The sequence below is a fragment of the Flavobacterium johnsoniae genome (assembly GCF_001879205.1).
Classification (GTDB): Bacteria; Bacteroidota; Bacteroidia; order Flavobacteriales; family Flavobacteriaceae; genus Flavobacterium; species Flavobacterium johnsoniae_A.
In genome coordinates, this window is the sequence record NZ_MLFK01000007.1 from 456351 (window position 1) to 470168 (window position 13818).

Consider the following 13818-nt stretch of genomic DNA (forward strand, 5'->3'; position numbering starts at 1 on the left):
TTTCATGAGAGATCAAAATGCCATTATTTCAAATTGGAAAAACAACGATACAAAACCAGTTGTAAGTATTTTATGTGATACTTTTAACCACGAAGGATTTATTAAAGAAACTTTAGAAGGTTTTTTAAAGCAGGAAACTACTTTTCCTTTTGAAATAATTGTACATGATGATGCCTCAAAAGATGCGACGCCGGTTATTGTAAAAGAATATGCCGAAAGATATCCGCTGATTATCAAAACTGTTTTGCAAAAAGAAAACCAATATTCTCAAAAAATCAATTTTTGGAGTGATGTTACTTTTCCAATGGCGCAGGGAAAATATATTGCATTATGCGAAGGCGACGATTATTGGATCGATGAATTAAAGCTGCAAAAACAGGTTGATTTTCTGGAAAGCAATCCTGATTATGTCATAACATGGACTGATTTTTATACCAGAAAAGGAACTGAATTAGTGCCAAATGATTTTAAAGAATCTTTACCGTCTGTATATACAGTAGATTTTGATACCCTTTTTAAACCTTATTGCACTTATACCTTAACCTGTCTTTTTAGGACAGATGCTGTAGATCCGCAAGATTATAAAAAATTCAAGTACGGCAAAGATAATACCCTGTATGCACTTGCTCTTTGTCATGGCAAAGGTGCTTTTATGAACTTTCAGGCAGCAGTTTACAGATGGCATTCAGGAGGAGTTTATTCCTTAAAAACCCCTTTTTTTCAACGTTATTCCTCTTATCAAAATATAAAAGAAATTCTTGAAAAAATTCCCCAGGCCAGAACAAAAAATATAAAAGGAGTTATGGCATCTCTACTTAAAGCCTCGGCTTTTGAGGCTTTAAAATTGCGTAAAAATGATGAATTTAAAAACATAAAAGAGCCTCAAATGGCAATCGATGAATTTTTAGATAAAGCGGGATTATCTTTAAAACTTAAATATTTGTGGCGTTATATCAAACTTAATATTTAGTTCTTTCCAGCTAAAGACTTGAAGTAAACAATAATTTTATCAAGCAAACTTATATTTTGAAATAATTGTTTTTCGTTGTTCTTTAAATGCTTAAAAAATGAAATAGTATAGGATCCCGCATTGCGAACCGTTCGTATTAAATTTTTAGAAACATGTTTTTGAAACAGCTCTTGATTAAAATAGCCTAACTTTTCATTTTGTGAAATCAGGAATTTAGATGCATTAATTGTTTTAATAATTTCTTCAGGCGAAAGTCCCTTTTTAAAGGAAACAGCATTTAAGTAAAAATCAATTTTTGAATCAGCTGAATCGATTCCCAGATTATGCAGCTGATTTATTTTTACATTTCTTACAGCACGGTTTACATTATCGATTTTGGTTTTACTGATGTTGTTATTATGCTGTCTGTAATTTAACAGTGATTCAGGAATATTATGAAAACTAGTTTTAGTTAATAATCGGCTCCATAAATCATAATCTTCAACGGGAACGTAATCATTATCGAATTTTAGATCGCCCAAAACCTCTTTTTTAAACATAACTGTTGGGTTTCCAATGTTACAACTGTGTAAAAAAGATACTTTTATAGCATCATTCTGTGCAGCATGTTTGATGACTTTATCTTTTTGAGATCCAAAAAAAGTAAACCATGTACCACAAACTCCAATTTCCGGATTATTTTTTAATATGGCTATCTGTTTTTCAAAACGAGTAGGCAGAGAAATGTCATCTGCATCCATTAATGCAATAAAATTGCCTTTTGCAGCGTTAATTCCTTCATTCCTAAGATTTGCCGGTCCCACATTTTGTGCTTTGTCAATAATAATAATTCGATTATCTTTAGATTGAAGCTTTTTAATTATTTCTAAACTTTCATCTGTAGATTTGTCATTCAAAATTATAACTTCAAAGTTTGAATATGTTTGATTTAATATGCTTTCAACACTCTCCTGCAAAAAAGGAGCTGCATTAAAAACAGGAATTATAACAGAAATTTCGGGAATTTCGGGAATTTGCATGATTTTTGTTTTAGCATTGCAAAGATAAGGTTAAAGTTAAAATTGTCTTAAAGAATCAGTGCTAATTTTTATAGATAATTTCGGAATGTTATTATCTTTGCCCTAACAAATTTAAATAAATGAAAAGAATTCAGGTCGGATTTTTAGTTTCATATGATTATGAATTGCTTAAAATTGCTATTCCTCAAATATATAAAGAATCTGACTCAATTTTTTTAGCAATTGATAAAGAAAGAAAAACCTGGAAGGGAGAATCTTTTATTATAGAAGATGATTTTTTTCAATGGCTGAGGTCTATTGATGTCGATTCTAAAATAGAAATTCTGGAAGATAATTTTTATCATCCGGAACTGACAAGTATGCAATGCGAAGTTCTCGAGCGAAAAATACTTGCAGAAAAGATGGGAATAGGCAATTGGCTGATTCAACTAGATGCAGATGAATATTTTCTTGATTTTAAAGGTTTTGTAAAATTCTTAAAATCTAAAAATCACTTTCTTGATAACCCTGAAAAAAATCAGGTTCAGATTTCTCCATGTCTTATAAATCTTTATAAAAGAGTTGATGAGGGAATGTTGTACGTTAAAAAGCCAACAAAAATTATGGTAGCGACAAACTTCCCTAGTTATAAAATTGGAAGACAAACCCGTAAGAGAATCATTTATTTCAGAGGGCCAATATTACATGAATGCATCTCCAGAACAAAAGCAGAACTGGAAATGAAATTTAATAATTGGGGACATGACTGCGATATAAATAAAGAAGAGTTTTTGCATAAATGGGAAACAGTAAACGAGAGCAACTATAATAGTATGCGCAACTTTTTTTACATGGAACCCGAAAAATGGAGGAAACTTGCCTTTGTAAAAGGCTCAAGCTTTAATGAAATAAAAAATAATTTAGACTTTTTTAAAGTACTGCCATCCAGGTTTTACATTTGGAAAAAGAACTTAGGCCAATGGTTTAAACATTTATAAAAAAAAGAGATCTTATTTTAAGATCTCTTTGTAAACATTAAAATATTCCTGAGCAGCAATTTTCCAATCGAAACTTGCTGCTCGTTTCTTTAATAAGTTTTCTGTTTCAGTTTTGTTATTATCAAATTGTGACAATCCGTTAAAAAGAACTTCTTTCATATAATCCGGATCAAAATTGGTCCAATAATTTGAAACATCACCACCAATTTCAGGCAGGGAAGTTTTATCGGATAAAAATACAGGTTTGCCAAAACTCATTGCTTCAATTGGCGGAAGTCCAAAACCTTCGCGAATAGAAGGAAATAGAAATGCAGTACAGTTTTTCATATAAAACTGTTTTCCTTCATCAGAAACTTTTCCGGTTAAAAAAACCTGATTGCTTAAACCATTGTCGTCAATTAGTTTTTTGATTTCTTCGCCATACTTTTTATTGTTGTTCCCGGAAATGATTAGGTTAAAATCTTTAATTCCTTTCATCATATTGATAATCGAAGTGTAATTTTTTCTTTCAATAAAATCACCAATTGAATAGAAAAAAGGCTTATCTGCCGGAACAGCTGAAACAAAAGACGAAGTGTCTAAAAGTGTCGAAATTGGGTTTCCGTTATAAATAACATATTCGGGAACATTTGGCACATTAAAATGTTCGTGCGTATGTTTCTTGGCAAATTCTGAGATATAAGTAATTGCGGTAGATCTCTCCAGTTTCTTTTTAAAAAGCTTATGCAGTTTATGACTTTTGTCTGATGTAACTTCATCTACAAAATGGATGTCATGAACAGTAAGTAAATAGTTAGTATTGAAAAAAGGTTCAACCTTAATATTTTGATTTACAGAATGCCATAAGTCATATTTTTTTCGAATTCTAAACAACGGATGACGCGAAAGACTGCTGTATTTGTGGTATTTGAATTTATCGTTAAATTCTTCTTTTAGAAGTTCTGGTTTTGAACTGTTTAAAGTTAGTTCGTAACCATTAAAATCTAATGCGGCTAATCCTTTTATTAATTCATAATTAAAAGTTCCTAAACCTGTTGCTCTGTTATTAATATTATGTGTTTCGAGAAAAATACTTTTATGGGACATTCCTTTCTTTTTTTACGAAAGTACAATAATAATTTGAAGTCTTAAATCGTATACGTATTTTTGTCCTCTTATAAAAAACTACTGATGAATTTTAAAGTAAATCCTTCTTTCGAAAATAGTACTTCGTCAATTCTTGACAAAATCAAAACGTTTAACTCGTCGGGCGAACTTTTTGGAAATGGAGACCGCAATAAAATAAAATTGTTTGATTTAGATGGAAAAACCATCAATATTAAATCATTTAAAATTCCGAATATAGTGAATAAGATTGCTTATCGATATTTTCGAAAATCGAAAGCCAGACGCTCCTTTGAATATGCTACTATTTTATTAGAAAAAGGAATTGGAACGCCAGAACCCATAGCATTTCTTGAAAAATTTAATTTAATTGGCTTAAAAGACAGTTATTATGCCAGCGAACATCTGGTTACGGAATTAACTTATAGGGAATTGGTTGAAATTCCTGACTATCCGGAAAATGAAACTATTTTAAGACAGTTTACAAAATTCACTTTCGATCTTCATGAAAAAGGAGTAGAGTTCTTAGATCATTCACCTGGAAATACATTGATAAAAAAGAATGAAAACAATATATATAGTTTCTTCTTAGTCGATTTAAACCGAATGAATTTCCACGAAAATATGAATTTTGAGCAGCGTATGAATAACTTTAGCCGCTTAACGCCGAAAAAAGAAATGATTGCTGTAATGAGTAATGAATATGCTAAATTTTATACAGCTAAAACAGAAATTGAAATATTTGAACAAATGTGGCAGGCAACGACTCATTTTCAGGATGAATTTGCCAGAAAGAAAAGATTGAAAAAGAAACTGAAATTCTGGAAATCTTAATTTCCTGATTGTAGTTTTTTAAGTTCCTGAAAGCGTACAGCAACGCTCAAAGCATTTAAATAACAAATAATTATTCCTTTTTTTCCATCAAGAAAACCACCGCGAAAAAGATATTGATTTAAAAATTGATACGCCGGTCTTATATGGGTATGAAAAAGGGTTGGATTCGTGTTTTTTGCAAATTCTTCCTGAGCCTTTAAACGGCCGTAAAAAATCATTTTTTGCTTGTAATCGTTGTAATTAGAGTAGGAGTAATGAGTTAATTTGTTTTTTAGTTTTTTAATTTCTCCGTTTACAATTAATTTTTCGTGTACAATTTTATTGCAGTTGTAAACAGCATTTTCTTTTTTAAAAAGACGAATGATTTTATCAGTCTGCCAGCCGCTAAAACGTAATTTTTTATTTTCGAAAATAAAATTTCGATACATAAAATAGGCCGATGCGGTATTTTCCTGATTAATGGTTTTGCTGATTTCTTTTTGAAGTTCAGGAGTTATTCTTTCATCTGCATCAATAAAAAGAATCCACGGATTTGTGGCTAAACCTATAGTAAAATTGCGCTGAAGAGCAAAATTATCAAAAGTACGCTGTACAATTTTTACATTTTCGCAGGCAGAGGCGATTTCAAAAGTTTTATCAGTACTAAAAGAATCTACAATAATTATTTCATCGGCGAAAGCCAAGTTGTCGAGAACCGCTCTAATATTTGATTCCTCATTATAAGTAATCAATAAAGCCGATAAAAGCTGCCTTTGAGAAGAAATCATTTTTTTAGCTGATATTTTTTTTCAGAAACGATGTTATTTGATCTTTAAAATATTCAGGTTTAAATTCCTGGTATAAAGTCAAAGCTTCTTTTTTAAGCATTTTTTCAGATTTGCCTTCAAATAAATCAGCTCGATAATCTTTTAAATGTACCGAAAGATGATGAATTCCGTCTTCAAAAGTGGCCCAGATTTTCTTTTCTATCCAAGGAGAAAAAATGATAAAAGAAGGTTTTTCTAATGCTTTAGCCATATTTATAGCGCCCCCATCGTTTCCAATAATTAAATCACATTGATTCATAATGGCGATAAACGAACGCAAATCGTCTCCTAATAAGTCAAAATATATTTTTTCCTGAGTTGAAGGTTTGCAAGCGTTAAAAACCTTTTTTGCATCTTCTAATTGTTTTGGAAAATAATTAAACAAGATATTTACATCTGCATTATCTGCAACGTAATCCACAACTGCAGACATGAATTCTAATGGATATGTTTTTAGCTTTTCACTTCCTAAAAGACTGATCATTATTGTTTTTCGGTCTTTTTGAACTTTGTGTTTATCAAATAATGCTAAAGCGTCTTGGTTTTCTTTTTCAGAAACAAATAATTTCGGAATCGGATCGATCTTTATTTTTAAATCCAGAGGTTCTAGTAAAGAAAGTCTTCTTTCAATGGCTAAACCTAAATTGGTTTTAGGAAAAGGTTCAAAAGGAACATTATCTGTATAAAGAAAATTTCTGCCTGGTTTTTTATAAGAGATTTTTTGTTTGGCATTGCTTAATAAAACTAAAATCCAGCTTTCAAGTTTTGAATAGGCATCAATTAATAAATCGTATTTTTCTTTTCGAATCTGAAGTCCCAGATTCAATAATTCTTTTTTACTTTTTCGATGTTTTTCTTCAAACAAAATAATGTTATCAATATTTGAATTGCCTTCTAAAACCGGAGTTGTAGAAGCGTAAACCAAATAATCTATCTGGGCGTCGGGATAAGCAGTGCGAAGATTGTTGCAGATAATACTGCTTATTAAAACATCGCCGATCATTTTTTGTTGAATAACAAGTATCTTCATGTAAAATCTTAATCTTTTAAGAAGTTACAAATTGAAGCAAAAAAAATCCAAATTCCAATTGATAAGATTGGAATTTGGATTTTTTAATTTATTTCTCTTTAAATATTACACCGCAACGTCGTATTCACGAAGTGCGTTATTTAATGAAGTTTTTAAATCTGTAGATGGTTTACGAGTACCAATAATTAAAGCGCATGGAACCTGAAACTCTCCAGCAGCGAATTTTTTAGTATAACTTCCTGGAATTACAACAGAACGTGCAGGTACAAAACCTTTCATTTCAACAGGTTCGTCGCCAGTAACGTCGATAATTTTTGTTGAAGCGGTCAAACAAACGTTAGCACCAAGAACAGCTTCTTTACCAACATGAACACCTTCTACAACGATACAACGAGAACCAATAAAGGCACCATCTTCAATAATGACAGGAGCAGCTTGTAATGGCTCTAAAACACCACCAATACCAACACCACCGCTTAAGTGTACGTTTTTACCAATTTGTGCACAGCTTCCTACAGTTGCCCAAGTGTCAACCATAGTACCTTCGTCAACATAAGCACCAATATTTACATAACTAGGCATTAAAATAACACCGCTTGAAATATAAGCTCCATAACGTGCCACAGCATTTGGTACTACACGAATTCCTTTTTCAGCATAACCTCTTTTAAGTAACATTTTATCGTGATATTCAAAGATACCAGATTCCCATGTTTCCATTTTTTGAATTGGGAAATACATTACAACAGCTTTCTTAACCCATTCGTTTACCTGCCATTTATCGCCAACTGGTTCAGCACAACGTAATTTTCCTGCGTCAACTAATTCGATAACTTCTCTAATAGCATCAGTTGTTGTTGTTTCTTGTAATAAAGCTCTGTTTTCCCAAGCTTGTTCAATTATAGTCTGTAAAGAATTCATAAGTTTTAATTTTTGGCAAAGATAGCTTATTTGTAGAAAAGCAAAAAAGTAAAACCTTTTTGAAAAAGTTATATTTATAACATTTTGTTGTTAATTTGATAAACTTCCTTTAGGTCTCTTAATTATAAAAACGTTTAAAAACCGCCACTATAAGTTTTTTTTATGTCAAAATATGACAAATATCAGATTTTGAATTTTTTCTTCAATCTACTTTTGTCGAATTAATTCTAAGTAACTAGAATTAAAAAATACCAATCCAAAACACATAATATAATCTACAAGACATGAATCAAGAAAATCAACTTCGAACTCCAGTTACCGTTATAGACAAAGAAGTTACATGGGATAAAACACAAGTAATTATGAGTAAAACAAATGCTTTTGGTATTATCGAATATGCCAACGAAGTTTTTGTTGATGTCTGCGGTTATGAAGATTATGAATTAATGGGGCAGCCGCATAATATCATTCGTCATCCGGATATGCCTAAAGTTATTTTTAAAGTGCTTTGGGAAAATCTGAAAAACGGGAAAAACTTTCACGCAATTGTAAAGAATTTAGCCAAATCCGGAAGATACTATTGGGTAATCACAGACTTTGATATTGCCCGAGATGAAAACGGGGTTATTGTTAATTATTTTGGCAGAAGACAAGCTGTTCCGCACGAAGTTATTGCTATGCATATTGAACCCCTGTATAAAAAACTCCTTCAAATTGAAGCGGCAAGCGGTGTTGAATTTAGCGAGAAATATTTAATTGGTTTCTTAGAAGAAAGAAAAAGATCGTATGTAGAATATATTAAAGAATTAATATACGAGCATGAAAAAGCTCAGGCTAAATTTGCTCACTATGAAGAAGCGCAAGATGGGGAAGAAGAAGAGCATAAGGGGTTTTTCAGCAGATTGTTTAATCGATAAATGAGAATAATTTTTAGTTTTTAAATATTTAGGTTCGGGTCCGTTTTGAATTATTCAAGGCGGACCTTTTGGGGTTTTAATTAGACTTAAATGTAAATTCTGCTTAAGTTTATGAATTTTCCTTTCTATCTTTGATAAAAATTTCAAAATGCCAAGAATTCTCTCCATAGATTACGGACAAAAACGAACCGGAATTGCTGTTACCGATGAAATGCAGATTATAGCATCAGGCTTAACTACGATTCCAACGCATACATTAATTGATTTTCTAAAAGATTATTTTACGAAAGAAAAAGTAGAGGCAGTTTTAATTGGCGAGCCAAAACAAATGAACGGCCAGCCATCAGAAAGTGCATCTGTAATCAAAGGTTTTGTGACTCATTTTTCGAATATTTTTCCTGATATGAAAGTGATTCGGGTTGATGAACGATTTACTTCAAAAATGGCATTTCAAACCATAATCGACAGTGGGCTTAGCAAAAAACAGCGTCAGAATAAAGGACTAATCGATGAAATTTCGGCAACAATTATGCTTCAGGACTATCTTTCTTCTAAGCGTTTTTAAGTTTATTTCTTATTAATTTCTCTTTTTTAGAAAAAATTATAATTTCCTAACTTTTATCATGTAAAAATTAGTTTTTTTTTGCAATTGAAAAAAGTACCTTTGCACTTTAAAAACAAATTACTGTTATGCCTGACAATACAATACGTTCCAATAGTGAAGTAGTGCTTATTGGAGCTGGAATTATGAGTGCAACTCTTGGATTAATTTTAAAAGAGCTGCAACCGGATTTAAAAATTGAAATTTACGAAAGATTAGATGTGGCAGCTGCCGAAAGCTCAGATGCCTGGAATAATGCAGGAACCGGACACTCCGCATTTTGTGAATTAAATTATACTCCAGAAAAAGCTGATGGAAGTATTGATCCTAAAAAAGCAATCAGTATAGCAGAATCTTTTGAAATTTCACGCCAGTTTTGGTCATATTTAGTACAGCAAAAGAAAGTACCTTCTCCAGAAAATTTTATTAAAAGCGTTCCTCACATGAGCTTTGTCTGGGGAGATAAAAATGTAAAATACCTTAAAAAGAGATTCGAAGCTCTGCAACGTAATCCTATTTTTGCCGAAATGACATTCAGTACTGATTTTAATCAGTTAAAAGAATGGATGCCTCTTGTTATGGAAGGCAGAGAAGAAGGTGAAAAATTAGCAGCAACTCATATGGAGATTGGTACCGATGTTAATTTTGGAGCACTAACCAGAAGTATGTTTAACTATCTTGAAAAATTAGACGGTGTTACTTTATACTTTAATCACGAGGTTAAAAAATTAAGACAGCGCGAGGATAAATCATGGAGAATTAAAATTACAGATTTATCTACAGGTCAAAAAAGAAAAGCATATACCAAGTTTGTATTTATTGGAGCAGGAGGTGGTTCTCTGCCATTGCTGGAAAAAGCAGATGTTCCGGAAGGACATGGTTACGGCGGTTTCCCTGTTAGCGGACAATGGTTAAAATGTACAAATCCGGAAGTTATTGCAAAACATCAGGCAAAAGTTTACGGAAAAGCCAGCGTTGGTGCACCGCCAATGTCGGTTCCGCATATTGATACACGTGTAATTGACGGGGAAAAAGCACTTCTGTTTGGCCCTTTTGCCGGATTCTCTACGCGTTTCTTGAAAAACGGATCTTATCTGGATTTACCATTATCGATAAAAGCGAATAATTTAATCCCAATGCTTTCTGCGGGATTCCATAATATTCCATTAACAAAATACTTAATAGAGCAGGTTCGCCAGTCTCCAAAAGACAGAATGGCCGCACTTCGTGAATATTTACCAAGTGCCCGATCTAAAGACTGGAAGTTAGAAAAAGCAGGCCAGCGTGTTCAGGTTATTAAAAAAGGTGAAAATGGAGGCGGAGTTCTTGAATTTGGTACAGAAGTAATCAATACACATGACGGAACCTTAGCTGTTTTATTAGGAGCTTCTCCTGGTGCTTCGACTGCTGTGGCTATTATGGTGGATTTAATAAGCAGATGTTTTACAAACCAGATTAAAACACCGGAATGGGAAAATAAAATGAAAGAAATGATTCCTTCTTATGGTAAAACTCTGAATGATAAACCAGAGCTTTTAGCTGAAATGAGAAAACATACGGCTGAAGTTTTAAAAATTAAATAATTAAAATTTCGGATGTCAATAAAAGAACAAAGGACTTAGTTTGTAAATAACTAGGTCCTTTTTTAATTTTAATCAAAAAAATATATGACAATTTCTAAAACAAGCAACCCGGCATTAATTTTAATTGATATTCAAAAAGGATTTGATGATATAGCATATTGGGGCGGACAAAGAAATAACGCAAATGCAGAAGAAAACGCAGCCGAGATTTTAAAACTGTGGAGAGAAAATAATCTTCCTCTTTTTCATATTCAGCATTGCTCTTCTAATCCAAAATCACTTCTTAATGAAAATAATACAGGCAATGAATTTAAGGATCTTGTAAAGCCAAATGAAAATGAGATCGTTATTAAAAAGAATGTAAATAGTGCTTTTATTGGCACAAATTTAAAAGAGCAATTGGATCATGCAAATATTAAAACATTGATAATTGTTGGCCTTACAACAGATCATTGTGTTTCGACAACAACAAGAATGGCCGGAAATTTTGGTTATGAAACTTTTGTTGTTTCAGATGCGACTGCAACATTTAATAAAAAAGGGGTTGATGGACAGGATTTTTCGGCAGAACTAATTCATGAAACAGCTTTGGCAAGTCTAAATAACGAATTTGCCGCGGTTGTAACAACTGATTTTGTAAAACAAAGCATCAAATAAATAAGAAACCAAAAAGGATTAAAAGCTTTAATCGTTTTTTACAGCTTTTAATTCTTTGGTTATTTTTAAATTTTTTTCTGCCAGATTACTCATCCAGATTAATTGTTCAATGACCATCGAAGCTTCCTGCATTTTGGCCTGGCGGGTTTCCTTATCCAGATTGTCATCTGTTGCAAGACGTGTAAAATTTTTACGTTTCAGTTCTTCAAACTGTAGAGTAACATCTTCTTTATCAAAAAAAGTATCTGTTATAACGGTTTCATTTCTTAAAATGGCAATCGAATTGTCTAAGTTTGATAAAATAGTTTTAATGATATAGTTGAATGACTCTGAGGCCGATGTCGTTTGATGAGATTGAATATATGTCGATAAAGAGGCTAATGCTGACAAAAGAGAATGATTTAAAACCACCAATTTGTTAACCAAAGGCATTGTTTTTTGTTTTGATTTAGGTTCTTGCATCATACGCTGAAAAGAAGTCATTAAATTACCAATTTCAACAAAGGCATTTTTACGTGCCAATCTGTACGAAGTAGGAACCTCTCCTTTTTTATTATAAAAATCAGCAATTTCTTTAAGATAAATTCTATTTGCCCTGATGGCATTTTCTATATGGATAGGTGTATTTATAAACTCCCACGCCGGCCACAAAAACTGGTTAGCAAGAAATGCTAAAGTTGCACCTGCAAGCGAGTCTACAATTCTAAACTGAATTACTTCTACAACATTTGGAGTTAAAATACCATAGATAAAAACAACATACATTGTCACAAATGTTGCACTGATTTTATAATTGATTTGAGTAAAAGAAATTCCGAGAAGCATACAGACAATCGAGAAAATACTCAATGCGACATGATTTTGAATCACAGAGACAATTCCAAATGCAAGAAGCCCTCCTAAAATAGTTCCAAAAATCCTATTGTAAGAACGTTCTTTGGTAAGGCCGTATCCAGGCCTCATGATTACAACGATAGTTAATAAAATCCAATACACATTTTGGAAAGGGAGAAATTTTCCGAGAAAGAAACCAATTAAAATAGTAATTGTTAATCGCAGCGAATGCCTAAATATAGAGGAAGAATAACTGAGATTTTCAATAAGAGTCCTTAATGGATAATATTGCGGTGTTAAGAATTTTTCTAATTCTTTATCCTGATCTTTTAGTTTATAAGACTGCATGGCAAGCGATAAAGCACGTTGGATAATTTTAATTTTCCCAACCTGATTTTTAGCATAATTGAGCATATTTGTCAGCATCAACACACCTTCTGCAGCTTCTTGTCTTCCTAAATTTTTTTCATAATCAAAAATGGCGAATTCAAGCGCATCTAACTCATTTTTAAGATCATTCTTGTCAACATAAACCGCAATATGATGCACGTTTTTTGAAAGTTTTTTAAGGGTTGAAGCCAGTTTGTAAGCCACATTTTGATAGGTGCGCAGCACTTCTGGATGCTTCGCAAATTTTTCATGTAACTTATTATGGTCAAACGAAGTATATAAAGCAAGTTCTTGAATTTCAACTAAGGTGATAAAAACCAAAAGCATTTTTCTATTCTGGCTTGTAGTTCCGGATGCATTTTGGTTTCCAATGAGCATTTTTCTTAAATCTTCGTGAATCAGATTTAAATCAACCTGTATTGCTAATTGTTTTTCGGTTATTTTTTCACGATTAGCCTCTGGACTCCATAAATCACCTCTTAATTTTAAGTATTTGGCAGTTAGCTTTATGCCTTCTGCAATTTGCAATTCAATATATTTATACGGTTGTACAAAATGAAATACAAGAGAAACAATAAGATATAAAATACCTCCAATAAAAATAAACCCAGAGTACTCAAAAGCTTCCCATCCTTCATGTAAATGTCCAAAAGATAATGAAATAGATAATAAAGCAGAAAACGAAACTAACGTTGCACGTTGTCCATAAACTGAAATCATCGAACATAAAAAAAGCAAAAATCCTAAAAAAGGGTAAAATACAAAAGGATAGGGATAAGCAAGATTCACTAATAAATTAACGCCTGAAACAATAAAAGAAGCTACGATAAGCCCTTTAATTTTATGACTTAGAGAACTTGGAATATCGCTGGGATAAGTATAAAAAGCTCCCAAAGCAATAGTAAAACCTATTTCAAAATGACCTAAGAAATTCAGAATCAGCACAGGAACAACAGAAGCTATAGTTACTTTTGAGGCGTTTAAAAATGAAGTACTATTTGTAAATTTTGAAATTCGATCGAACATAAATTAAGGTTTACTAACAAAGGTAAGAATTGTACGAATTAATTTGGCATAATTATAGATGAGATTTTAACAGAGGGGCAAAAAATAAGATATTATATGCCGATTAGAATTATTCATTGACTATTTTTTATTATTTTTGCCAGCTGAAT

Annotated in this window: 13 protein-coding genes; 7 read left to right on the forward strand and 6 right to left on the reverse strand. The window is 32.1% G+C overall.

Annotation, left to right across the window (positions count from 1 at the left end; genetic code table 11):
- Positions 1–4 precede the first annotated feature (4 nt).
- Positions 5–970: a glycosyltransferase gene (locus tag BKM63_RS13545; RefSeq protein ID WP_071637102.1), complete on the forward strand. Its 966-nt coding sequence runs from the start codon at positions 5–7 to the stop codon at positions 968–970.
- Here the strand turns inward: BKM63_RS13545 and BKM63_RS13550 are convergent.
- A complete protein-coding gene (locus tag BKM63_RS13550; RefSeq protein ID WP_071637103.1) occupies positions 967–1989 on the reverse strand; it encodes a glycosyltransferase family 2 protein in 1023 nt (340 codons plus the stop codon). The two genes, BKM63_RS13545 and BKM63_RS13550, sit on opposite strands and share 4 nt — an antisense overlap.
- Positions 1990–2108: 119 nt before the next feature.
- Between BKM63_RS13550 and BKM63_RS13555 the strand changes: the two genes are divergently transcribed.
- Complete coding sequence (locus tag BKM63_RS13555) at positions 2109–2966, forward strand: hypothetical protein (protein ID WP_071637104.1); 858 nt, start codon at positions 2109–2111, stop codon at positions 2964–2966.
- Between the two features lie 12 nt (positions 2967–2978).
- Here BKM63_RS13555 and BKM63_RS13560 read toward each other — a convergent pair whose 3' ends face one another.
- The gene (locus BKM63_RS13560; protein WP_071637105.1) at positions 2979–4052 is read right to left on the reverse strand and encodes a glycosyltransferase family 4 protein; all 1074 of its coding nucleotides are present in this window, start codon (positions 4050–4052) and stop codon (positions 2979–2981) included.
- A gap of 84 nt (positions 4053–4136) precedes the next feature.
- On the opposite strand from BKM63_RS13560, the gene BKM63_RS13565 reads away from it, so the two are divergent.
- The gene (locus BKM63_RS13565) at positions 4137–4904 is read left to right on the forward strand and encodes a Kdo domain containing protein (RefSeq protein WP_071637106.1); all 768 of its coding nucleotides are present in this window, start codon (positions 4137–4139) and stop codon (positions 4902–4904) included.
- On the opposite strand, the gene BKM63_RS13570 is transcribed toward BKM63_RS13565, so the two are convergent.
- The 3 genes from BKM63_RS13570 to BKM63_RS13580 all read right to left on the reverse strand — a co-directional run bounded on the left by BKM63_RS13570 (position 4901) and on the right by BKM63_RS13580 (position 7661).
- A complete protein-coding gene (locus tag BKM63_RS13570) occupies positions 4901–5671 on the reverse strand; it encodes a glycosyltransferase family 2 protein (protein WP_071637107.1) in 771 nt (256 codons plus the stop codon). The two genes, BKM63_RS13565 and BKM63_RS13570, sit on opposite strands and share 4 nt — an antisense overlap.
- Positions 5672–5675: 4 nt before the next feature.
- Positions 5676–6740 carry a glycosyltransferase family 9 protein gene (locus tag BKM63_RS13575; protein WP_071637108.1) on the reverse strand — a complete coding sequence of 355 codons (1065 nt, stop codon included), beginning with the start codon at positions 6738–6740 and terminating at the stop codon, positions 5676–5678.
- A gap of 105 nt (positions 6741–6845) precedes the next feature.
- Positions 6846–7661, reverse strand: coding sequence for a 2,3,4,5-tetrahydropyridine-2,6-dicarboxylate N-succinyltransferase (locus BKM63_RS13580; protein ID WP_026982140.1), 816 nt, complete (start codon positions 7659–7661; stop codon positions 6846–6848).
- A 284-nt stretch (positions 7662–7945) separates the two neighbouring features.
- Between BKM63_RS13580 and BKM63_RS13585 the strand changes: the two genes are divergently transcribed.
- From BKM63_RS13585 to BKM63_RS13600, 4 genes are all read left to right on the forward strand, one after another.
- Positions 7946–8578 carry a PAS domain-containing protein gene (locus tag BKM63_RS13585; protein ID WP_071637109.1) on the forward strand — a complete coding sequence of 211 codons (633 nt, stop codon included), beginning with the start codon at positions 7946–7948 and terminating at the stop codon, positions 8576–8578.
- A gap of 148 nt (positions 8579–8726) precedes the next feature.
- Positions 8727–9143, forward strand: coding sequence for a Holliday junction resolvase RuvX (ruvX, locus tag BKM63_RS13590; RefSeq protein WP_071637110.1), 417 nt, complete (start codon positions 8727–8729; stop codon positions 9141–9143).
- A 125-nt stretch (positions 9144–9268) separates the two neighbouring features.
- Positions 9269–10762 carry a malate:quinone oxidoreductase gene (locus BKM63_RS13595; RefSeq protein WP_071637111.1) on the forward strand — a complete coding sequence of 498 codons (1494 nt, stop codon included), beginning with the start codon at positions 9269–9271 and terminating at the stop codon, positions 10760–10762.
- Positions 10763–10846: 84 nt separating this feature from the next.
- Positions 10847–11419: a cysteine hydrolase family protein gene (locus BKM63_RS13600; protein ID WP_071637112.1), complete on the forward strand. Its 573-nt coding sequence runs from the start codon at positions 10847–10849 to the stop codon at positions 11417–11419.
- Positions 11420–11446: 27 nt separating this feature from the next.
- Here BKM63_RS13600 and BKM63_RS13605 read toward each other — a convergent pair whose 3' ends face one another.
- Entirely contained in the window at positions 11447–13669 is a 2223-nt protein-coding gene (locus BKM63_RS13605; protein ID WP_071637113.1) for an FUSC family protein, read from the reverse strand.
- Positions 13670–13818: the final 149 nt, after the last annotated feature.